A 21,928-nucleotide genomic window follows, 5' to 3' on the forward strand; every position below is an offset into this window, starting at 1 on the left:
GTGCATCCATGAACGAGAAAACCGAAGAACTCCGAGACATCTTCACGAGCGTCACCGACGGCGAAGAGACCGTCACCGAATCCCAGGAAGACACCCGGGGCTCACTCGAGAAGGACGAGCGAACCGTCGAAGAGCGCCTCGAGAACGTGATCGCACAGATGCGCGAACGCTACGGCTTCGAGACGCCGTTATCGGAGGCGGAGCTCCAGACCGTCGCGAGACGCTACTACGAACGCGACGGTGACGACGAGATCGCCGCCGACCTCGAGGTCGACCCGCAGGACGTCTTCGAGGCCCGGTGTGCGCTTCACCTCGTGGACGAAGGCGATGCCGACGAGATCGACCTGGTGGCGATTCGCGAACGGGACGAAGCCGACGCGGCCCTCGCCGAGGAGTACGACGTCGACCCGGAGACGATCCGACGCTATCGCCTGGTAGCGGCCGCAAAAGCGGAATCACGAGCGGCGAACGACCGCTACCGCGACGAGTTCGACAGCCTGCTGACCGATTCGGAACTCGCCTCCAGAATGGCGAGCGACGTCCGAGAGGACGGCCTCGAGGACGCGACCGAGGGCATGGAAACGGACGTCTCCTTCTGATCGGCCACTTCGTAGAGCTGTTTGCCTCTGATTGGCCAACCGGAACGCCATTTCCTTCTGACCGCACTACCTCCGTGCGGCTCAGCCCTTCCTCACCGAGCCGACGGTTTATATACCAGCGCGCGGCCAGACCGCCCATGACGCACGTCACGTTCAGCGACCTCCGGACGGCCGCCTACTGTCCGCGAAAGCTCTACTACGCCCGACACGCCGACGACCGCGAACCGCCACCCGGAGTCGCCGCCGTCCGCGACCTCGCGACCCGGTACGACTCGCTCCTCGCGGCGACCGACGAGGCACTCGCCGACGAGCCAATCGAACTCGAGCCGTCCGTCTATCGCGCCAGACTCTGTCGAACGCGCGATCGATTGACGAACGCCGCCGAGGAGACGCGGTTCCAGCCGCCGCCGGATCGCGACCACGAAGCGACGGCGGTAGACGGGAATCGGTGGAAGGCAACCTGTGACCCTTCTACCGTGGACGCCCTCGTCACCGGTCGGGAGTGTCGCGGTATCGTGCACAAGGTGTTGACCGACCCGCTCGAACCGGCGCTCGTCTCCGCCGGCAACCCCCCCCCCCCCCCCGATCGGGGCGTCTGGAAACCCCAGCGCGTCCACGCCGTCGCCGCCGCAAAGGCTCTCGCCTGGACACACGAACAGCGGGTCGGCGGCGCCTGGCTCGAGTATCCAGCCTACGGGGAGATTCGATACGTTCCGATGACGACGCGCCGAAAGGCCGAGTATCGACGAGCGCTCCGAACCGTTCGCGAACTCGACGGACCGCCGCCGCGACTCAGCAACCGCGAGAAGTGTACTGCCTGTGAGTACGCCGACACCTGCGGCGTCCGAACGCGGAGCCTCCGATCGCTGCTGGGGTTCGGGTGATTCGAACCAGCGGTGAGAACGCAGGCGTCGTCAGTGGGCGGCGAGCCAGGCCTCGATCTCGTCGGCGAGTGCCCCTCGCCGGTGGATCGTCCCTGAAGCGACGTCGACGACGGTGCTCTCGGTACCGGCCGTCTCCCCGGCCTCGAGGACGACGGCGACGGCCTCTCGCACCTCGGGATCGAGATCGGCGGGACGGCGAACGCTCCCACGGCCGCTGACGTTGGCGCTCGTCGCCGTAATCGGCGTTTCGGCACGTTCACAGAGACGGAGTGCGAGGTCGTGATCCGGAACGCGAACGCCCACGCGCTCGTCGCCGGCGGTGAGCACGTCGGGGACGGCCTCGCGGCGACGACAGAGCACCGTCACCGGACCGGGGAGAAATCGCGCCATGAACTGGCGTTCGCGATCGCTCGCCCGGACGTGCTCGAGAGTTGCCGGAACCGACGGAACGGCGAGCGAGATCGGTTTCGATCGATCGCGGCGCTTGACCTCGAAGACGCGCTCGACAGCTGTGGGGTCGAGGGCGTTCGCTGCGAGGCCGTACACCGTCTCGGTCGGGTAGACGACGAGGCTCCCGTTCCGAATGGCCGTCGCCGCTCGTTCGAGGTCGGACATGTGCGTGTGCGAGCGTCGGGTCGTCGGGAGCAAAAACGTACCGTCCCACGGCCGTCGACTCGGTTCACTCGCCGATCGGCGAGCGCGGCGACGTCACTCGAGATCCCGTTCTGCGGGTTCGAGGTCCTCAGTTGCCGGCCCTTCGAGCAGGGTTCCGTCGGGCGAAAATCGTGACCCGTGGCAGGGACAGTCCCAGGTGCACTCGGCGTCGTTCCAGTCGACGACGCAGTAGGTGTGGGTGCAGACGGCCGACACCGCGTGGAGGTCGCCCTCGTCGTCGCGGGCGGCCGCGATCGGTTTCGGTCCCCGCCGCAGGACGCGGCCCTCGCCCGATTCGATCGACGCGACGGCCGGTGAGAGGAGCGTCCGCGCCCAGTCGGTGACGAACTGGCTCGCAGCGTCGGCATTCTCAGTGAGCGTCTTCGGGAGCGAGGGCTTCGGCGTGAATCGGAGCGGGTCGAACGTCTCGAGGGCCTGTGGTGTCGCCGCGTCATCGGCGATCGTTTCAGCTAGCAACTGACCGGCGGCTGTGCCATTGGTCATTCCCCAGCCGCCGAACCCGGTCGCGACGAGGACGTGTTTCGCCCCCGGACCCGCGGGACCGACGAACGGCAGGCCGTCGACGGAGACGTAGTCCTGCGTCGACCAGCGGTACTCGATCGACGCCACGGAAAAGTGCTCGCGCGCCCAGCGGGCCAGTCGGCGGTAGCGGTCGCCCGTCGAGCCGCCCTGTCCGGTTTTGTGATTCTCGCCGCCGACCAGCAATAGCGCCTCGCCGTCGCCACGGTACGTTCGGACCGACCGGTACGGGTCGTCGTCCCGGTAGTACATTCCCTCGGGTGGCTCGTCCTCGAGGCGGACGCCGAGGACGTACGACCGCTTCGGGTACAGTCGGGTGAAGAACCCGACCCGATCGAGGAGGGGGAAGCCGGTGGCGAGGACGACCCGGTTTGCTCGCACGGTTCCCCCGTCGGTCTCGACGCGTGGCTGGTTCCCTGGTGCGACGTCGGTCACGCGCGTTTGTTCGTGGATGCGGACCCCGTCCTCTCCCTCGAGCGCGCTGGCGAGGCCGAGCAGGTACTTCCGCGGGTGAAACCACGCCTGGTCGTCGAACTTGACGGCTGCGGCGGCGCGCTCGAACGGCGGCACCGATTTGACGAAGGACGCGGGGAGTCCAACCTGCCGAGCAGCGTCTGCCTCTCGCCGGAATTCGTCGGGGTCGTCGCCGTAGCAATAGGACGGCTGGCGTTCGAACCCGCAGTCGATCTCGAGGGCATCCACCCTTGACTCGACGGTGTCGATAGCGGCCTCGTTGACCCGGGCGTACGTCCGCGCCGTCTCCCGCCCGAACTCCCGACGCAAGTGATCGTACCGCAGGCCGTGCTGGCTCGTGACTTTCGCCGTCGATTTGCCCGTCACCCCCGACGCGATCCGGTCGCGCTCGAGGACGATTACCGACAAACCGCGCTCCCTGAGTTCGTACGCCGTCGAGAGGCCGGTGATTCCGGCGCCGACGATACAGACGTCGGCCGTCGCGTCACCCTCGAGCGCCGGGTAGGTCGCATCGGGGGTCGTCGCGAGCCACGGGGAGGTCGGTTCGCCGGGGAGGGTCTCGTCGTCGTGGAAGGATGGAGGCTCGACCATCGTCTCGTCTCGATACTCGTCGTCGAGGGAGAAAAAACGGGTGTGCGTCGTGGTGAGATGACCTGATTGGGGACGATTACTCGAGCAGATCCGGCAACTCGTCGACCGACTCGAGGACCGCGGCGGCCCCCTCGGCGTCGTACTTCCGGCGGCCTTCCTCGCCAGTCAGTCCACCGGTGAGAACGCCGACGCCGTAGTAATCGCGGTCGGGGTCGGCCTCGTCGGCGTTCGTCGCGGTTCGGACGTCGTCGAGCGTATCGCCCACGAAGACGACCTCGTTGGCGTCGAAGCGTTCGGCGAGTGTCGTCAGGGCCCGCGGGTGAGGCTTGCCCTCCTCCCAGTCGTCCATCGTGAAGCGGTGTTCGACCGGGACGTCGAGTCCCGCGCGCTCGAGGGCGATCTCGGCTTCGGCGGCCGGTCTCCCGGTGACGATACCCACGTCGTAGCGCCCGGTGAGGTGCTCGCGGGTCTCGTCGGCGAGCAACAGCGGTTCGTCGTGGATGAACCCGTGGGTCTCGAGGTCCGGGTCCGGTTCGCCGCCCTCGAGTCCGCGGTAGAGGTCGGCGCCGAGGTAGAGCTGTTGAAAGACGTCACGAAGGCGCTCGCGGTCCCACCGCTGTTTGATTCGCTCGGTGGCTCGAGCGCCGCACTCCTCGCGGACGACTGATTCGGCGGCCTTGAGGCCGCCACCGTTTTCGGCGATGGTGTCGGTGAAGTCCTCGATCGACCGCTGGAAACCCTCGCCGGTGGCCAGCAGGTAGAGCGCCGCGGCGTCGGTGAGTTCCCAGTCGTTGTTGAACCCGCCCGCGTCCTTGAACAGCTGAATGTCGGCTTTCTCGATGGTCCGGCCGTAGACGTGGTCGATGGACTCGACGATGGCCCGCCGGTAGGAGTCAGCGACGTCGACGATCACTCCATCGATGTCGAGGACGACGGCGTCTGCGTGCATGGCTGACGTCTGGAGGGCCTGCCGTATGGACGTATCGACTTTCGGCGTCGCGTGGCGGCGACAGTCGGCGTCGTGCGCTGCCGGTAATCGAGCACGCAAGCGTTCGCTGTCGTTTCCATCGGTCCAGAGACGACACTTTAAACCCAAGCACGACCGAACGGAGGGCAATGAACGTCGAGGACCTCTCGGGGCTGCCCCCCGGTGCCCGCGAGCACTTCCGCGAGGAGGGGATCGAGGAACTGTACCCGCCCCAGGCCGAGGCCATCGAGGCGGGCATCCTCGAGGGCGACAGCCTCGTCGCCGCGGTGCCGACCGCGAGCGGGAAGACGATGATCGCCGCCCTCTCGATGCTATCGGCGATCGAACGCGGCGGGAAGGCACTCTACATCGTCCCGCTCCGGGCGCTCGCCAGCGAGAAGAAGGCCGAGTTCGACGCGTTCGAACGGTTCGGCGTAACGACGGGCGTCACCACGGGCAACTACGAGTCGACGAGCGACTGGCTCGCCACGAAAGACCTGATCGTCGCCACGAGCGAAAAGGTCGACTCGCTCGTGCGCAACGGCGCCGACTGGCTCTCGGAGCTGACCTGCGTCGTGAGCGACGAGGTCCACCTGATCGACGACCGCAACCGGGGACCGACGCTCGAGGTGACCCTGGCCAAACTCCGGCAACTCAACCCAGCCCTGCAGGTGGTCGCGCTCTCGGCGACGGTCGGCAACGCCGACGAGATAGCCGGCTGGCTCGACGCCGAACTGGTCGACAGCGACTGGCGGCCGATCGACCTCCAGACGGGCGTCCACTACGGCAACGCGCTGCACTTCGACGACGGAACGACCCGCGAGGTACCCGTCGAGGGCTCGGAGAAGCAAGAGGAAGCCCTGGTCAGGGACATCCTCGAAGAGGGTGGTTCCTCGCTGGTGTTCGTCAACTCGCGGCGGAACGCGGAGGCGGCGGCCCGCCGGTTAGCGCGGACCAGCGGTCCCCAGCTCACGCCCGACGAACGAGCGCGACTCGCCGACCTTGCGACCGAGATTCGGGACGTGAGCGACACCGAGACGAGCGAGGACCTTGCGACCTGCGTCGAACAAGGGTCGGCGTTTCACCACGCCGGCCTGGCGAGCGAGCACCGGACACTGGTCGAGGACGCCTTTCGCGACCGCCTGTTGAAAGTGATTTCGGCGACCCCGACCCTCGCCGCCGGCGTCAACACCCCCGCGCGCCGCGTCGTCGTTCGCGACTGGCGGCGCTTCGACGCGACTGCGGGCGGGATGGCCCCCCTGAACGTCCTCGAGGTCCACCAGATGATGGGACGGGCCGGTCGTCCAGGACTCGATCCCTACGGCGAGGCCGTCCTGCTCGCGAAGAACCACGACGAGATGGATGACCTCTTCGAGCGCTACGTCTGGGCCGAGCCCGAGGACGTCCGCTCGAAGCTCGCCGCCGAGCCCGCCCTCCGGACGCACGTGTTGGCCACGGTCGCGTCCGGGTTCGCCACTACGCGCGAGGGCCTGCTCTCGTTTCTCTCGGATACGCTCTACGCCAGCCAGTCGGGCGAGGCCGGTCGCCTCGAGACCGTCACCGACGACGTGCTGGGGTACCTCGAGCGGAACGACTTCATCGAGCGCGAGGGTGGTGAGAGCGAGAGCGGGAGCGTGACCGACGACTCGGCCGTCGACGAGGGCGCGTTCGTCTCCGCGGCCGACCTCGCCAAGTCGGACTCGAGCGACGAGGAGGTGACGCTTCGAGCGACGAGCCTCGGCCACACCGTCTCGCGGCTCTACCTCGATCCGATGAGTGCCGCCGAAATCGTCCACGGGCTCGAATCTGCAGACGAACGACCCACGCCTCTCGGCCTGTACCAGTTGATCGCCCGCACGCCGGACATGTACGAACTCTACCTCCGGTCGGGCGAGGACGAGAAGTTCGGCGAGCTGTTCTACGAGCGCGAGGCCGAGTTGCTCGGCGACGCCCCGAGCGAGTACGAGGACGCCCGCTTCGAGGACTGGCTCGCCGCCCTCAAGACCGGGAAACTACTCGAAGACTGGGCCGAGGAGGACGACGAGGATCGGCTCACCGATCGCTACAAGATCGGGCCGGGCGACCTGCGCGGAAAGGTCGACACGGCCGAGTGGCTCCTGGGCGCAGCGGAGTCGCTGGCCGGCGAGATCGGCAGCGAGTGGACGGTCGCGGTGCGGGAGGCCCGCGCCCGCGTCGAACACGGCGTCCGCGAGGACCTGCTCGAGCTGGTCGGGATCCGCGGCGTCGGTCGCAAACGGGCGCGACAGCTGTACGCCGCGGGGCTCGAGACGCCCGCGGATCTTCGGGCGACGGACAAGGGCATCGTTCTCGGCGCGCTCAGGGGAGAGAAGACCGCGGAGACGATCCTCGAGAATGCGGGTCGCGAGGACCCGTCGATGGACGGCGTCGAACCGCGGGCGCCTGACGGGTCGTCCCGAAGTGGTGGCGGCGGTGGCGCCAGCGAGAGTGAGGGCGTCGAATCCGCCGGCGGCAATGCAGAAGACGATGACGACGAAACGCAGGCCTCGCTGGGTGATTTCTGATGGAGCTACTCGCGGGCCGACTCCACGTGGACGACCTCGATTCGTTCGTCGCGGACCTCGGCGAGATTGGCGATACACACGACGTGTCGGTCCAGGCGTTCGACGCCCGGTACGTCGCGGGTCGGCGCCACCTCGAGCGAGCCGTCACCCTCGCGGATCGGGCCATCGAGCGCGGCGAGAACGTCGCCCGCGACCGGGCCGTCGAGATTCTGTGCTACGCCGCCGGACGACGCCAGATCGATCGCGCCCTCGAGATGGGCGTCGACGAGGGGGAATCCGACGTAATCGTGTTGGTCGACGGACCAGGCGACGAACTCGCCGCTCGGGCCCACCTCGAGGATAGATTTGGTTTCGAGTCCGTGTCGGCGCTCGAGACGGTGGAGGAGGACGTAGACGTGGACGCAGATGTAGACGGAGACGTAAACGTAGAACCGGACCTGAACACCGTCCGTTCGTTCTTCGAAATCAGCGACGCCGAGCGAACGGCGACGACGGCAAGCCTCGAGGACCTCGTCTGCGAGCGGGTGGCGTTGCTCGAGGTCGAGAAGTAGCTCTGACGAGGGCGGTAAACGAATCAGACGACGGCGTCGATGGATCAGGCGACGGCGTACAGCACCGCACCCGCGAGCGCACCCGAGACCGTCGCGAGGAAGTTCACGCTCTGGTTGCCGAGGAGGTCGCCCTCGAGGGTCGCCCCCAGAATACTGTCGGCGGTCATCCCCAGGAAGCCGGCGACGGCGATGACGAGCGCTCCCGTGAGCCCGACGCCGGGATACGCCACGTAGCTCACGCCCGCAACCGCCGCCGCGCCGACGACGCCGGCGAACTCGCCCTGCCACGTGACGCCGCCATCGGTTCCCGGTTCGACGGGCTCGAGCGTCGTGATCAGCCGGGGGGAATCGAAGACGCTCCCAATTTCGCTCGAGAGCGTGTCGCTGAGCGCGGTTGCAATCGAGCCGGCGAACGCGAACAGAAAGAGGTCGGGGTCGACGGCGAGCAGGTTGGCCTCGCTGGCGGCGAATCCGACGACGGCGACGAGCGCGGCCGCGGTGTTGCCGATGACGTTCGAACTCCCGCGCGCGCCGTCGTTTTCCTCGGCAACGCCGCGGTCGGTCTTTTGGTCGTACCGGAACCGCGTCGAGAGGCTTCCAACGCCGAAGAACGTGATGAGGACGGCGAACCAGCCGTAGTCGCCGAGGACGATGGTCAAGAGCGCGAGCAAGATACCGGTGAGCATTCCGGCGATAGAGGCCGCACCCAGTGCGTACGAGACGTAGCCGATCGCGATCGTGATCGCGATTGCGATGACGATCCCGGCGACGTCGACGCTCGGCTCGAGTTCGTACAGGAGCCACAGTGAGAGACCGACGGTGAGCAGGACGATCGGATCGTCGTAACTGATCAGGACGTCGCGGAGCAACGCCGCGAGGAACGTGCCGCTCACAGCCAGAAACACGACCACCGGAAACGCGCTCTCGAGCGGGGCATCGGTGGCCAGTCGAGCGCCGAGCTGTCCGGCGATGGCGGCGACCGAGCCGACTGCTCCGAACGCGATCGTCTGGAGAATGTCGGCGTCGGTTCGAGTTCGAGCGAGGGTCTCCGCCAGACTGCCGTATCCCACGAGGAAGACGACGCCGACGAAGATCGAGAGCGGGAGCGACCAGTTGACGGCGAGCAGACCGAGCGTCGTCACGGCGAGGACGAACGTGAGGAGCCCGAACAGGCGTCCTTCGGCGTAGTCGTCCGGAAACGCGAAGAGATCGAAGACGGGACCGTCGGTGACGGCGACGGCCACCAGCGCGAGGACGAGAGCGATCGGGGCCGACAGCTCCGGGCCGAGAATCGGAACGGCCAGCGAGAGCGTACAGAGTGCGGCGAAGGCTCCTGCCCGTCGAACCGGTGTCGTCACGGTGTCGATTCCTTTCTGTGGGGGGTACTTGAAGGTTCGTCAACGGCCCCGGGCATGCCGAGGCGACGCATTCGGTCGCTCGAGTGCTCAGGCGGGTCAAATGGGTGGTCTGGTCGATTCGAATATCGCCCTACTATTGCCCACCATCAGCTCACTCTCGTTCTACTATCGCTCCACTACTAGCCCTCCTACTACCAGCCCGCACGACAAACGGGTCCACACCGTAATCGGTATCTGCCGGCCGAGAATACGAGATGCCGTGGGCCTGTACGAACGGTATCTCGCCGCACGAATTCGCCATCACGAGGGGGAGCCACCCGCTCACGTCGCGCTCGTGATCACCGAGCGTGACCTCCTCGAGCGCGGCGCCTACGAGACCCTCGCGGAGTTCTTCCGCTGGGCCTTCGAGTACGCCGAACGCGTCACCGTCTACGTGAGCGTGCTCGATGCGGCGGCCGTACCGACGTTGCGACGCGAACTCGAGGAAATCGACGCCCCTCGGGCGATGGCCGTCCGGGGACCGGACGACCGACAATCGGCGGATACGCCCATCCAGATCGGAATCGGGCTCGGTGGAAAACACGAATTTACGAGTGCAGTCCGGACGCTCGCCGAACACGTCGAATCGGGCGACCTCGAGCCGTCGATGATCGACGACGACGACGTCGAAGCACACTTGATCTTTCCGGACGAACCCGACCTCGTGATCAAGACCGGTGCCGAGCGGCTCTCGGACTTCATGATCTGGCAGTCGGTCTACTCCGAACTGTACTTCACCGACGTCAACTGGCGAAACGTTCGAAAGCGGGACTTCCTCCGGGCGGTCCGGGAGTTCTGCAATCGCTCGAGGCGGTTCGGGCGGTGATCGGCCGGCGCGGTTCGATCCGTGTCCGCGACGGGGACGGGCGGTGTCACTCTCGATCATACCGAAGTATTTTGGGGTAAGGACAAAGCCCCCTCAGTTCCCAGAATTGGAACAGAGATAGCAAGTCTATCGGAAGGGTCCCCTCACGGATATCGAGCACCCCATACGACGCCGTGAGTGGGCCGGGGAAGTGTGTATCCGGACCAGGTTGGCGGTGCAACCAATCCTCGACGATCAGAGAACGGCTACACGAGCACAATCACGACAAGACGCGTGCTGTCTGGACAAATGGTAAGAAAACGTAACGGTAGCGCGGTTCAGTCGAGTCGTCCACCGAACGATGGACGACGTACTCCAGCGACGACCAGATACCGTGAGAGGGAACGACGGTACGGCCGCGGTCGATTGCGACGACCATCGATGGAACCGACGGGTGATGTTCGGTCAGAGGCAACGACAAGGGGCACACGGCACCTGGTCCCGATCCCGATGGTAAACAAATGACAAACGGTACCTAATACGCGCATGAAATTAGAGGAATTCAAACGAGAGCACATTCAGGAGGGGACGAACGTTCTCGTTCTCTCGCCGCTCACGCCCCATGGGACGAAAGCGTTCACAGAGCTGCTTTCGACGACCAACCCATCCAGGACGAACATGGCCGTCGTGACGTACACGCAGCCACCGAGCATGTGGCTGACCGACTGGGAATCCGCCAACAACGGCCCACCGAACGAAATTACCTTCATCCACAACGGCTCGGAACCTGGCGAGGAGATTAGTACCGACCAGCAACGGCCGGGAACGGTAAACACGGTCCGTGCGAGCCCACAGGACCCCATCGACGTCGTCACCCACCTCGGCGACGAACTGAAACGCTGGCAAGACGAGGGCAGGCAGTCGGTCATCTCCGTTCAGACGTTGACGATCCTGCTCGAGTATATCGATTTCGACACCGCATTTCGATATCTGCACATTCTCATCCACCGCGTACAGGCTGCTGGAGCGATCGGGTACTACCAGATGGATCCCACGATCCACGACGAAGAAACGATCAACACGCTCTCGGTGCTCTTCGACGTCGTCGCCGAGGTCAGCCAGACCGAAACCGGTCAAGACGACTGGACGCTCGTCGGGAGCAAGTCGCGTGCGGACGCCCCCCACGAACACGAACACGAGTACGAGCACGGTCACGATCGCGACTCGGTAGAGTCGGGATCGGAGACAGAGATAACGGAGACGGAGCCGAAGCTGGACCACTCGAATCGCGAACGTGCGCCCGACGCCGAACACCACCACGAACCGCGACGAGACAGCGACGGAGACGCACACTCGCCGCTCACCGAGTTCAAGACCTGGGTTAGCTCGCTCTGGTCCGGCGACGGCGATGGCAGCACCAGCGCTCGGAAGCACCCACACGACCGGACGCTCGACGGAAGCGAAACCGACCCCGCGACTAACGGATCGGTCGAGACGGAGACGGACCAGCCACCCCGGGATGTCGCCACCGAATCGCCAGAACCGCCCCAGAGCGGATCGAACGGGACGAGCGAATCCGCCGAACCGTCGGCGTCGCCCGAGTCGGACGATCCGCTGCTCACGGACCAGGAACAGATTCAGCAGTTGATCTCCCAGTCCGGCGGCCGAATGCGACAGTCGGACCTCGTCGAGGAGACCAAATGGTCGAGTTCCTCCGTCAGCCGCAAGCTCTCGAGTATGGAAGAAGAAGGATTGATCACGCGCGTGCAGGTTGGCCGTGGAAATCTCGTTTTCCTCGCCGGCTACGAGCCCGACGCGGCCGTCTCTCCATCCGGTACGCCGAGCGAACGAACGACGCCGCTGAGAGGCGAATAGGTCGTTTGCTGTCGGTCTGATAGTTGCACGGCCGCGCTCGAGATTGGCTGTACGCGCCGGAAACGCTCGATGGGACGGAACGGGATTGGTTGGGATGGCCGAAATTACTAAGGTACGGAAGCAGATACCAAAGAGCGTCAATATACGACACGAGCGACACCATCTTTCCTGTATATACATGGCGACATCAACAAACACATCGGACGACTCGAATGGGGGGACGGTGCTCATTGTCGACGATGAGCCCGCAATTACCAGTGCATACGCACGGTGGCTCGAAGGGAGTTACGAAGTCAGAGCCGCGAACAACGGCCCGGACGCGCTCGAAAACCTCGACGAGGGGGTCGACGTCGTCCTGCTCGACAGACGCATGCCGGACGTCTCCGGCGACGAACTCCTGGAGACAATTCGGGAGCGCGACCTAGATTGTCGGGTTGCGATCGTCTCGGCCGTCGAGCCGGACTTCGACATCATCGACATGGGATTCGATATGTATCTGGAGAAGCCAGTTTCGGAGCCGAACGAACTCCGGGAGACGGTCTCGAAACTGTTGGGCCGGTCGACGTACGACGAACAGATGCAACAGTTCCTCTCGCTCGCCTCGAAGAAGGCGTCCCTCGAGGCGAAAAAGAGCGAAGACGACCTCTCTTCGAACGAAGAGTACCAGAAACTCGCCGATCAGGTCGATTCTCTGCGGGAAGACCTCTCGGCCACAGCGACAGAGTTGGACGACGAAGATCTGCGTGCGGAGTTTCACAACCACTGATTCGTCCGTCGGCCATCGGACGCCGAACGCATCGAGTCCCGTGAGACCGCTCGAGGATTGATCGACACAGAGACGAATACCCACACACCACACCGACGAAACGAGCGTATCCATGCCACCAGTAGATCGAATCTCGACCGGAATAGCCGGTCTCGACACGATTATCGACGGCGGATTGATCCCGAACAGAAGTTACCTGATACGAGGAAGCCCCGGAACGGGGAAGACGATGATTGGCCTGCACTTCCTGCTCGCAGGAACCGAAAACGGCGATACAGAGGACGTCCTCTGTATCAATCTCGAGGAGTCCACGGCGGACATCGAACGAAACGCCGAATCCGTCGGCCTCGATCTGTCCCCTGTCGAGTTTCTGGACATGAGCCCGAGTTCAGATCTGTTCCGCGAGTCACAGAACTACAGCATCTTCTCCCCCGACGAGGTAGACCAGGAGTCGTTCGCCGACGAAGTGACCGCCCGGATCGAGGAGCTCGAGCCCAGTCGCGTGTTCATCGATCCGATCACGCGACTTCGTCACCTCGTCCCCGACGAGTATCAGTTCCGCCAACAGGTCATCTCCTTCATGCGGTTTTTACAGAACATGGACACCACCGTGATGTTCACCTCCCAGCACATGGAGGGAGCTTCCGACGACGACCTCCAGTTCCTGAGCGACGGGACGTTTCACCTCGAAAACACTGAACACGGGCGGACGATTTCCGTCCCGAAACTCCGCGGTTCGAACGCCAGACGGGGCCCACACTCGCTTCGAATTCGAGACGACGGTGTCGACGTGTTTCCCCGCCTCACAATTCCAGAGCAGACCGGCGATTCGGGGTTGGGAACGGTCCAGTCCGGCGTCCCGGCGTTCGACGAACTGCTGATTGGCGGTATCGACCGGGGGACGATCACCGTCATCAGCGGGCCGACCGGCGTCGGCAAGACGACGACCGGTGCCCAGTTCATGAAAGAGGCCGCCGGACGCGGTGAGCGGTCGGTCATCTACATGTTCGAAGAGACCAAGAAGACGTTCTTCACGCGAGCCGAGAACGTCAACATCCCGGTCACGAACATGGTCGAACACGGGACGCTCGCCGTCGAGGAAGTCGAACCGCTCAACCGCTCCGCCGAGGAGTTTGCACACGAGGTACGACGCGAGGTCGAGGAAAACGACACGAAAATCGTGATGATCGACGGCATCAACGGGTACCGACTGTCGCTGCGTGGCGAGCGTGAACAGCTGATTCGGAAGCTTCATTCGCTGGGCCGATACCTGAAGTCCCAGGGGGTAACCGTGATTCTCGTCGAGGAGGTCGGGACGGTGACGAGTCAGTTCGAAGCGACCGACGTCGACATCAGCTACCTCTCCGATAACATCATCTTCCTTCGGTACATCGAAGTCGATGGTGAGATGAAGAAGGTCATCGGCGTGTTGAAAAAGCGGACGAGCGACTTCGAGCGGACGATGCGCGAGTTCGAAATCTCGAGTCACGGCATCAAGGTCGGCGAACCGCTCAGGAACCTCCAGGGCATTCTCAGCGGGATTCCGACGCGAACCGACGAACGATCCATCCACTCCGATTCGACCCTCCATCCAGGCGAATGACTCCATCGTCGACCGGTGAAAGACGAGTGGCGAGCGACGACGAGTCGGCCGTCACGCCCCGAACGCGAGTCCTGCTACTCGTCGATCACGACCGGAACCGGCAGTTGCTCGTCGACTGGTTGACGCCGAGGTACGACGTCGTCGTCCCCGACGTCGTGGAGACGGTCGACGTCGCGTTCGACCTCTGTATCGTCGACGAAGGGGCGTTTAAACGGCTCGAGGAGTGGTGTACGTCCCGGAAGGAAGCCGTTCGGCCGACGTTCTTGCCGTACCTACTGGTCACGAATCGATCCCACACGCCGTCCGCGCTGGACCGTCACTGTATCGACGCGGTCGTGACGGTCCCGGTCAGGAAAGCCGAGTTGCGCGAACAGATCGACGATCTCCTCGCCAAACGGCGAGAGTCGGTCGCGCTCACCGAGCAAAAGCGGCAAAGTCGCGAGCGATTCCAGACGCTCTTTCACACGGCACCGGACCCGGCGTTCGTCTTTCGAGCCGACGGCCTCGTCAGGGAGGTCAATCAGGCGTTTTGTGCGAAGACGGGCCTCGAGCCCACCCAGGTCGTCGGCGAGCGGTTGCAGGACCTGGACGCGTTTTCGGACGACGTCCTCGAACAGCTCCGTCCGGTGGACGAGACAGGGGACGAAGAACGCGAAGTTGCGTACCGAACCGTCGACGGTCGCCGTCGAATCGCGGAGGTCAACACCTCCCGAATCGATACTGGTGACGAACTCGAGGAGATCACCGGAACCTTTCGCGACGTGACCGAACAGCGCCGACAGAAACGCGAACTCGAACGCCAGAACGAGCGCCTCGACGAGTTCGCGAGCATTCTCGCTCACGAGCTTCGAAACCCGCTCGGCATCGCCCAGATGTACCTCTCCATCGCACGAGAGAGCCACGAACCGGAGGATTTCGAGCAGATCGACGACTCGCTCGAGCGGATGAGTGAGATGATCGACGAACTGCTCTCGCTCGCCAGAGAGGGCGAGACGCTCGACGTCACCGAACGGGTCTCGCTCGACGCCGTCGTCGACGACGCCTGGTCACAGGTGGCCGCACCCGAGGCAACGCTCCGAACGGAGTCGCTGTCGGGAACCGTCGAGGCGGACGTCGATCGACTCGAGCGAGTGTTCGAGAACCTGTTTCGAAACGCCATCGAGCACGCAGGGGACGACGTGACCGTTCGGGTCGGGGTGCTCGAGGACGGACGATCGGGCGTGTTCGTCGAAGACGACGGTCCCGGCATCGACCCTGACGACCGCGAGACGATTTTCGACCGGGGGTTCACGACCGGAGGCAACGGGACCGGCCTCGGCCTCCCGATCGTCAAGCAAATCGTCGAGGCACACGGGTGGGAGATCGAAGCGGTCGACAGCGAGCGCGAAACCGGCGCGCGATTCGAGATCGGCGGACTGCATCTCTCCTGAGAAAGAGTATCGGCTTCGACGGCAGACTCTTACGAGCGAGTACCCTGGCACGGCACGATAGGTTTGAGAACGCGTCTCTCGAATCTCGAGTGGCGTCGTCTCGAGAGAGTTTGTACTGTACAGCGCCGATCCATCGTCGCAGTGCAACGTTGTGTGAGTTGCAACCCGAGAGCGTGAAGAGACGAATTCGACACTCCTCGAGGGCGGGCGTGGCTCCGCCGTGGGACGCCTGCCGCGACACGTAGAGACGACGGGCCGAACGCGCGCCTCACACAGGAACACTGACGAATAGCGCCCGATCCGAATTACACTGATAAATCTTTTGGCCATCCCGGGCGATTGCACGGCAAGCTCGTGAAAGGGCGTGAAATGGCGCGAAAAACGCAAATTGCAAGCAACGTTTACACCTCGGTAAGCACCGTTTACGATTTCCAGGTATTGCCGCCACTGCTGTGGGTTTTGGATTCTGCAACAGTTTTCGAAAGGCGGAAACGATTGTAGAGGTCACTGCAACTGTTCGAAATCTACCGGACGGGGTTTATCGCTTTATTACCCTCTCCGCTATCGTACCTGATGATGAGTCAGTCACGAACCGCATCCACGACGCACGACACACCGGCCGTCGACGAATCCCCCATCAGCGGATCCGCGCCCGAAGACGCGGACGCGGAGGAAGAACCCACCCTTTCGAAGGACGAAATCTTCCACCTGCTGCAAAACGAGCGTCGTCGCTTCGTCCTGCAATACTTGCAAGGAAAAGACGATTCCGTGCGCATGCCCGACATCGCAGAACAGGTAGCCGCCTGGGAGAACGACACGACGGTCGAGCAACTGTCCTCTCAGGAGCGCCAGCGCGTGTACATCCCGCTCTACCAGTCCCACCTGCCCAAGCTGGACAAGGCCGGGATCATCGACTACAACCAGAGTCGCGGCATCGTCGAGCGGAAACCCCTCGCCGACGAGATGGACCGGTACATCGACGCCGAACGAGACGGCGACGGGCAGGGGCCCGACGCCAGCGCACGTCCCGACTTCGCGTCGGGTCGCTTCGTGGGCTTCACCGGCGTCTCCGCGATGGTGTTCCTCGGTGCCATCCTCGAGGTCACGGCCTTCTCGCCGCTCTCGATGGCCATCCTGTTCGCCGTCGCGCTCCTGGGCTACACCCTGATGACGGCGGAGAAGTTCAACGACGGCGTATTCGGCCGAACCGACCAGTCGTAAGTATCTTTTATCGTCGCTCGTCGCGGTGACGCTACGGCTACTCGAGTTGCAACCGTACTGAGATTCCAGACTGTACGTCGACTCTCCGTCACGCGGATAGGTTCCTGCCAGAGCGTCGATCAGTCCGCCACACGCCCGTTCGAGTCGACCGTTTCGACCCGTCCGTCGGCATCGGCGCTCAGGTTCTCGAGTTCGTCGACTGCCGACTGTTCGGCCGTCGGCAAGGAATCTCGAAACCGCGAGAGGATCGCCCGCGCGTCGGCGAGTTCGGGTTCGCTCACGGCACCCAGCAGCGCCAGCGCCCGTCGAGCGCGCGTCCGTCGCCAGGACGCCTCGCGGTGTTCGTAGGTCCTGATTCCGCGCAGGAAGTCGGCTTTGGAGAACTCCGGCCAGTACGGCGCACAGAAGTAGACCGCGGCCTCGTTGCCGTTGGCGTGCCAGGGCAGGAAGTTCGAGGTCCGCTCGTCGCCGCCGGTTCGGATGATCAGATCCACGTCGCGAACTGACTGGCCGTACAGGCGCTCGTCGATCGTCTCGACGTCGATGTCCGCCGGCGAGAGCGTCCCCGCCTCGACGTCTCGAGCGACGCTCCGGGCAGCCTCGAGCAGGTGGGTCCGACCGCCGTAGGCCAGCGCGATGTTGAGGACGAACCGGTCGTAGTCGGCCGTCCGCGACTCCGCGTAGTCGATCGTCTCGCGAACCCGGGGCGGTAGGCGCTCGATGTCACCGATGGCGCGGATGCAGACGCCGTTTTCGTGGACGCGGTCGGCGTCGGCGAACTCCCGGAGTTTCTCACAGAGCAGGTCGAACAGCGCCTCCCGTTCGTGTTCGGGCCGGGAGAAGTTCTCCGTCGAGAACGCGTAGAGGGTGAGTTCTTCGACGCCGATTTCCTGGCACCACTCGAGGACCCGCTCGGTCGTGTCGGCGCCGGCGCGATGCCCGTCGGGGGCGTCGTTGCCGCGTTTCCGGGCATAGCGGCGGTTCCCGTCCTGGATCACGGCGACGTGCGTCGGCGCGCCGGAGACCTCGCTCGAAAGCAGCCGCTCGTAGCCCCAGTTGATCCGCCGGCGAAGCCAACTCCTCATCGTCGATACCAAGAATAGCTAACGTTATGGTTCTTGTGTGTGTTTCGTCCGCAAACAGCTCGTTCGAGTGGCGAGGTCCTGTTCTGTCTCGCAGTCGCACGAGATCGGGGGAGGAGAAAAGTATCGACGAGAACCGTGACGGCTATCCGTCGCCACACGAACCCTCGAGACATGGCAAACGCGATCGACGAGGACCTCTACCAGCGGACGAAGGCGTTACTCGAGCCCGGGGACATCCAGCTCAACGGAGCGGTCGTCCACACCGAGTACGGCTCCGACGAGGACGTCCAGATGATGCAAGCGACGATCGACGTCGGCGACGTCATCGCCGAGCACGCGGGTCACGACCCGAAAGACTGCTTCGTCTACTCGGGCAACGACGACCCGAACTTCTCCTCGAACCAGCACCAGGGGCTGACCCTCGAAGACGAGGAGTTCGTCTGGGAGTGCCAGCAGCTGCTGCGCCGGGGGACGTTCGATATCGTGATTTACTACGAGGCGAGCGCCGACCACGAGGCGATCCTCGAGGATATCGAGGAGTTGGGCTACGACGTGACTGGCGTCGAAGGCTAGTTCGTAACGGTGTCCCCGTTTCAGCGTGTTTCATCGAGCCGCAACCGTTCTGGCTCTCGTCGATATAGCTATAGAATGTATAGTATCTTTCAGTACCCGATCGCCCGTCCACTTTCGACATCGAAAACGGCCGAAGTATTCGAGTGTACGTTCGTCGCCATCGGCTATCCGGTCGAGCGGCGGTCCCGAGGCGCTTATGTCCCGTCCGTCCCGACACCCGTGTATGAACACGGACGTCGACCTCACCGAGCGCGAACGGGCGGTCGTCAACGCCTTCCAGGGCGGCTTTCCGGTCGTCGAATCGCCCTTCGAGCCGGCGGCGGCCGCCATGCGCGAGGCGGGGGTCGAGATCACCGCGAGCGAACTCCTCGAGACCGTGGCCGACCTCGACGAGCGCGGCGTGCTCTCCCGGTTCGGTCCCCTCGTGAACGCCCAGGAGATCGGTGGCGCGGCGACTCTGGTCGCAATGCCCGCCCCCGAAGACCGGTTCGACGAGGTCGTCGAGGCGGTCAACGGCCACCGCGAGGTGGCACACAACTACGAGCGCGAGCATCCGCACCTGAACGTATGGTTCGTCGTTTCAGTAGCGGATGAGGCCGAGGTCGAGCGAGTGCTCGAAGAGATCGAAGCCGAGACCGGCCAGGAGACGTACAACCTGCCCAAACTACAGGAGTTCCGCGTCGAGGCGAAGTTCTACGTCGACGGTCCCTTCCAGGACGGCGGCCTCGACCTCACTCACCAGGGCCCCGTCGTCGAGCCGACCGACCGCGACTCGCTCACCCCCGCCGAGCGTGACCTCGTGCTCGAGGTCCAGGACGGGATCCCGATCACCGAGACGCCCTACGCCGACGTCGCCGACGCCATCGGGCAGGACCTCGAGTGGACGCTCGAGACGCTCGCCCGGTTCGACCGGGAGGGGAAGATCCGCCGGATCGGCGTGATCCCGAACCACTACGCGCTCGGGTACACGGAAAACGGGATGACGGTCTGGAACGTCCCCGACGACCTCGTGTCGACGGTCGGTCCCGAGGTGGCCGCCCTGCCGTTCGTCACCCACTGCTACGAGCGCCCGCGCCACGAGGGCGTCTGGCCGTACAACGTCTTCGCGATGACCCACGGCCGGAGCGAGGCCGAGAGCGACCGACGCGTCGAACAGGTTCGCGAGACGATGGCCGAGTACTGGGACGTCACGGACGACGACTGGGACACCCTGTTCTCGACGCAGATTCTGAAGAAGACCGGGATCAGGCTCGCGGAGCGGGCGGACGCGAACACCGAGGTGGAGACGGGAACAGAGACGGACACGGACACGCAGACGCAACCCGAGGCGACGTCGCGATAACCCCCTCGAGAGGCTACCGATGATCCCACTGTTTCACGACTTCACGGACGCGACCGTCCTCGTCTTCGGCGGCGGCCCCGTCGGCGCCCGAAAGGCCCGGCGATTTGCCCGCGAGGCGCAGGTATACGTCGTCAGTCCAGACTTCGCCGTGGCCGACTTCGGCGACGCCGAGCGGATTCGAGCGGCTCCCGACCCCGCGGACGTGGCGGGCTGGCTCGAGCGCCACGACCCCGCGCTCGTCGTTGCCGCGACCGACGACGAGGCAATCAACGACGCCGTCGTCGCTGCCGCCCGCGACCGCAGCGTGCTGGTCAACCGGGCCGACAGGGCCGGATCTCGCGACCCGGGGAGCGTCGTCGTGCCCGCGACTGTCGAGGACCCGCCCGTGACCGTCGCCGTCGGAACCGGGGGAACCGCGCCCGCGCTGAGCAAGTACCTCAGGCAGGAACTCGAGGACGCGCTGGCAGGCGCCGGCGAGATGGCGACGTTGCTCGCGGAACTGCGAGCGGAACTCAAGGCCCGCGAGGTCGAGCCCGAGCGACGGCGGCAGGTCGTCACAGACGTCGTCAATACGTCGTCGGTTTGGACAGCTTTACGTACGGGTACCACCAACCACCGCCAAGTGATCGACGACGTGCTAGCTGAGGAACGACTGGGTGGTGAGTCACGGTGATCCGCGCGGGCGTGGTCTCCGGGATGCGGGTGACCCACGAGAGCGGCGGCGTCGACGACATCGCCGCAGCAAGCCCCGAGAGCCAGCGACTGGCCGTGCACACCCTGGTGTCCGCGCCGGACGTCGAAGAGGCGTACGTCCTCTCGACGTGTAACCGGGTCGAAGCCTACGTCGTCACCGCCGACCCGGCCGACGGGCGGGCAGCCCTCGAGGCGTTCTTCGAGGGCGTCGACGCGGATGCGCTACTCGCGAGCGACCACAAATCGAGTCTCAGACACCTCCTCCGGGTCGCCGCCGGCCTCGAGTCGGTCGTCGTCGGCGAGGACCAGATTATCGGGCAGGTTCGGACCGCCTACGAGGACGCCCGTACCGGCGGCGGCATCGGCGAATTGCTCGAACGAGCCGTCACCAAAGCGATCCGGGTCGGGGAACGCGCACGCACCGAAACGGCGATCAACGAGGGCGTCGTCTCCCTGGGCTCGGCCGCGACCCGACTCGCCGCCACAGACCTCGACCTCGAGGGCGAAACCGCCCTCGTCGTCGGGGCCGGCGAGATGGGGCGCCTCGCCGCCCGCAGTCTCGCCGATTCGGGCGTCAGTGAAGTCGTCGTCGCCAACCGAACCGTTCCCCACGCCGAACACCTGGTCGACGACCTCTCGGTCGGGGGAGCGGCCGTTTCCCTCGAGGCGCTCGAGTCGGTCACGGCCGACGCGGGAGTCGTCGTCGCAGCGACCGGCAGCGCTGACCCGGTCCTGGAGCCGACTCACCTCGGCGCGCGTGAACAGGTCGTCGTCGACCTCGGTCAGCCCCGCGACGTCCGCCCTGCCGCCGGGTCCCTCGAGACCGTGACGCTCTACGACCTGGACGACCTCGAGGAACTCACCGCGGAAACCCGCGAGCAGCGCCTGGACGCCGCTCGCGACGTGGAAGCCATCGTCGACGCGGAGTTCGACCACCTCTGTGCGCAGTACAAGCGCGCCCGCGCCGACGAGGTGATCGCGGCGATGTACGAGTCCGCCGAGCGACTGAAACGACGCGAGCTCGAGACGGCGCTCTCGCGACTCGAGGCGACCGACGAGGGACTCACCGACGACCAGCGCGAGGTCCTCGAGGCGATGGCCGACGCGCTGGTCGGCCAGTTGCTCGCCCCGCCGACGAAGAGCCTGCGGGAGGCCGCCGCCGAAGACGACTGGGCGACGATCAACACGGCCCTGCAGTTGTTCGATCCGGACTTCGGCGACGACGGGGTCGGTAAGGCCGGTGTAAGGACGGCGGCGGCCACGAGTGAGGCACCTACCGACCGGGACGCTTCGATCGGCGCACTCGACGACGATTGAGGCGGTCGTCGGCACAAT

The 21,928-nt window shown here is 65.0% G+C and carries 19 protein-coding genes; 14 read left to right on the top strand and 5 right to left on the bottom strand.

Translation table 11 applies throughout. From position 1 onward, the window contains the following. Window positions 1–8: 8 nt before the first annotated feature. Together ACFQO4_RS10160 and ACFQO4_RS10165 are read left to right on the top strand one after the other, a co-directional pair. The gene (locus ACFQO4_RS10160) at window positions 9–599 is read left to right on the top strand and encodes a conditioned medium-induced protein 4 (RefSeq protein ID WP_500260801.1); all 591 of its coding nucleotides are present in this window, start codon (window positions 9–11) and stop codon (window positions 597–599) included. A gap of 137 nt (window positions 600–736) precedes the next feature. Beyond that, entirely contained in the window at window positions 737–1,483 is a 747-nt protein-coding gene (locus ACFQO4_RS10165; RefSeq protein WP_500260802.1) for a hypothetical protein, read from the top strand. A gap of 30 nt (window positions 1,484–1,513) precedes the next feature. Here ACFQO4_RS10165 and ACFQO4_RS10170 read toward each other — a convergent pair whose 3' ends face one another. The 3 genes from ACFQO4_RS10170 to ACFQO4_RS10180 all read right to left on the bottom strand — a co-directional run bounded on the left by ACFQO4_RS10170 (window position 1,514) and on the right by ACFQO4_RS10180 (window position 4,691). Then, entirely contained in the window at window positions 1,514–2,098 is a 585-nt protein-coding gene (locus ACFQO4_RS10170; RefSeq protein ID WP_500260803.1) for an L-threonylcarbamoyladenylate synthase, read from the bottom strand. A 93-nt stretch (window positions 2,099–2,191) separates the two neighbouring features. Next, window positions 2,192–3,742 carry an FAD-dependent oxidoreductase gene (locus tag ACFQO4_RS10175; RefSeq protein WP_500260804.1) on the bottom strand — a complete coding sequence of 517 codons (1,551 nt, stop codon included), beginning with the start codon at window positions 3,740–3,742 and terminating at the stop codon, window positions 2,192–2,194. A 76-nt stretch (window positions 3,743–3,818) separates the two neighbouring features. Then, window positions 3,819–4,691: a TIGR01548 family HAD-type hydrolase gene (locus ACFQO4_RS10180; protein ID WP_500260805.1), complete on the bottom strand. Its 873-nt coding sequence runs from the start codon at window positions 4,689–4,691 to the stop codon at window positions 3,819–3,821. 167 nt (window positions 4,692–4,858) lie between these two features. Here ACFQO4_RS10180 and ACFQO4_RS10185 point away from each other — a divergent pair, with 167 nt between their 5' ends. After that, a complete protein-coding gene (locus ACFQO4_RS10185) occupies window positions 4,859–7,252 on the top strand; it encodes an ATP-dependent DNA helicase (RefSeq protein ID WP_500260806.1) in 2,394 nt (797 codons plus the stop codon). Continuing rightward, the gene (gene cgi121 / locus ACFQO4_RS10190; protein ID WP_500260807.1) at window positions 7,252–7,803 is read left to right on the top strand and encodes a KEOPS complex subunit Cgi121; all 552 of its coding nucleotides are present in this window, start codon (window positions 7,252–7,254) and stop codon (window positions 7,801–7,803) included. Before ACFQO4_RS10185 ends, cgi121 begins: the two co-directional genes overlap by 1 nt. A gap of 44 nt (window positions 7,804–7,847) precedes the next feature. Here cgi121 and ACFQO4_RS10195 read toward each other — a convergent pair whose 3' ends face one another. Continuing rightward, window positions 7,848–9,161 carry a DUF92 domain-containing protein gene (locus ACFQO4_RS10195; protein WP_500260808.1) on the bottom strand — a complete coding sequence of 438 codons (1,314 nt, stop codon included), beginning with the start codon at window positions 9,159–9,161 and terminating at the stop codon, window positions 7,848–7,850. 259 nt (window positions 9,162–9,420) lie between these two features. Between ACFQO4_RS10195 and ACFQO4_RS10200 the strand changes: the two genes are divergently transcribed. The 6 genes from ACFQO4_RS10200 to ACFQO4_RS10225 all read left to right on the top strand — a co-directional run bounded on the left by ACFQO4_RS10200 (window position 9,421) and on the right by ACFQO4_RS10225 (window position 16,900). Then, complete coding sequence (locus ACFQO4_RS10200) at window positions 9,421–10,026, top strand: undecaprenyl diphosphate synthase family protein (protein ID WP_500260809.1); 606 nt, start codon at window positions 9,421–9,423, stop codon at window positions 10,024–10,026. A 525-nt stretch (window positions 10,027–10,551) separates the two neighbouring features. Beyond that, a complete protein-coding gene (locus ACFQO4_RS10205) occupies window positions 10,552–11,880 on the top strand; it encodes a helix-turn-helix transcriptional regulator (protein WP_500260810.1) in 1,329 nt (442 codons plus the stop codon). A 178-nt stretch (window positions 11,881–12,058) separates the two neighbouring features. Beyond that, on the top strand, window positions 12,059–12,646 hold the full coding sequence (locus ACFQO4_RS10210; protein ID WP_500260811.1) for a response regulator transcription factor: 588 nt from the start codon (window positions 12,059–12,061) through the stop codon (window positions 12,644–12,646). A gap of 112 nt (window positions 12,647–12,758) precedes the next feature. After that, complete coding sequence (locus tag ACFQO4_RS10215) at window positions 12,759–14,249, top strand: ATPase domain-containing protein (protein WP_500260812.1); 1,491 nt, start codon at window positions 12,759–12,761, stop codon at window positions 14,247–14,249. Window positions 14,250–14,275: 26 nt separating this feature from the next. Continuing rightward, window positions 14,276–15,679, top strand: a complete 1,404-nt coding sequence (locus ACFQO4_RS10220; protein WP_500260813.1) for an ATP-binding protein — start codon at window positions 14,276–14,278, stop codon at window positions 15,677–15,679. Window positions 15,680–16,255: 576 nt separating this feature from the next. Then, window positions 16,256–16,900, top strand: a complete 645-nt coding sequence (locus ACFQO4_RS10225; RefSeq protein WP_500260814.1) for a DUF7344 domain-containing protein — start codon at window positions 16,256–16,258, stop codon at window positions 16,898–16,900. Between the two features lie 119 nt (window positions 16,901–17,019). On the opposite strand, the gene uppS is transcribed toward ACFQO4_RS10225, so the two are convergent. Beyond that, window positions 17,020–17,985: a polyprenyl diphosphate synthase gene (gene uppS / locus ACFQO4_RS10230; protein WP_500260815.1), complete on the bottom strand. Its 966-nt coding sequence runs from the start codon at window positions 17,983–17,985 to the stop codon at window positions 17,020–17,022. Window positions 17,986–18,156: 171 nt separating this feature from the next. Between uppS and ACFQO4_RS10235 the strand changes: the two genes are divergently transcribed. The 4 genes from ACFQO4_RS10235 to hemA all read left to right on the top strand — a co-directional run bounded on the left by ACFQO4_RS10235 (window position 18,157) and on the right by hemA (window position 21,910). Beyond that, the gene (locus tag ACFQO4_RS10235; RefSeq protein ID WP_500260816.1) at window positions 18,157–18,558 is read left to right on the top strand and encodes a DUF5778 family protein; all 402 of its coding nucleotides are present in this window, start codon (window positions 18,157–18,159) and stop codon (window positions 18,556–18,558) included. A gap of 223 nt (window positions 18,559–18,781) precedes the next feature. Next, complete coding sequence (ahbB, locus tag ACFQO4_RS10240; RefSeq protein ID WP_500260817.1) at window positions 18,782–19,900, top strand: siroheme decarboxylase subunit beta; 1,119 nt, start codon at window positions 18,782–18,784, stop codon at window positions 19,898–19,900. Window positions 19,901–19,919: 19 nt separating this feature from the next. Beyond that, window positions 19,920–20,573: a precorrin-2 dehydrogenase/sirohydrochlorin ferrochelatase family protein gene (locus tag ACFQO4_RS10245; protein WP_500260818.1), complete on the top strand. Its 654-nt coding sequence runs from the start codon at window positions 19,920–19,922 to the stop codon at window positions 20,571–20,573. Beyond that, window positions 20,570–21,910 carry a glutamyl-tRNA reductase gene (gene hemA / locus ACFQO4_RS10250; RefSeq protein WP_500260819.1) on the top strand — a complete coding sequence of 447 codons (1,341 nt, stop codon included), beginning with the start codon at window positions 20,570–20,572 and terminating at the stop codon, window positions 21,908–21,910. The genes ACFQO4_RS10245 and hemA overlap by 4 nt, the downstream gene beginning before the upstream one ends. The last annotated feature ends 18 nt before the right edge of the window (window positions 21,911–21,928 follow it).

The organism is Saliphagus sp. GCM10025334 (assembly GCF_042663485.1).
Classification (GTDB): Archaea; Halobacteriota; Halobacteria; order Halobacteriales; family Natrialbaceae; genus Natronosalvus.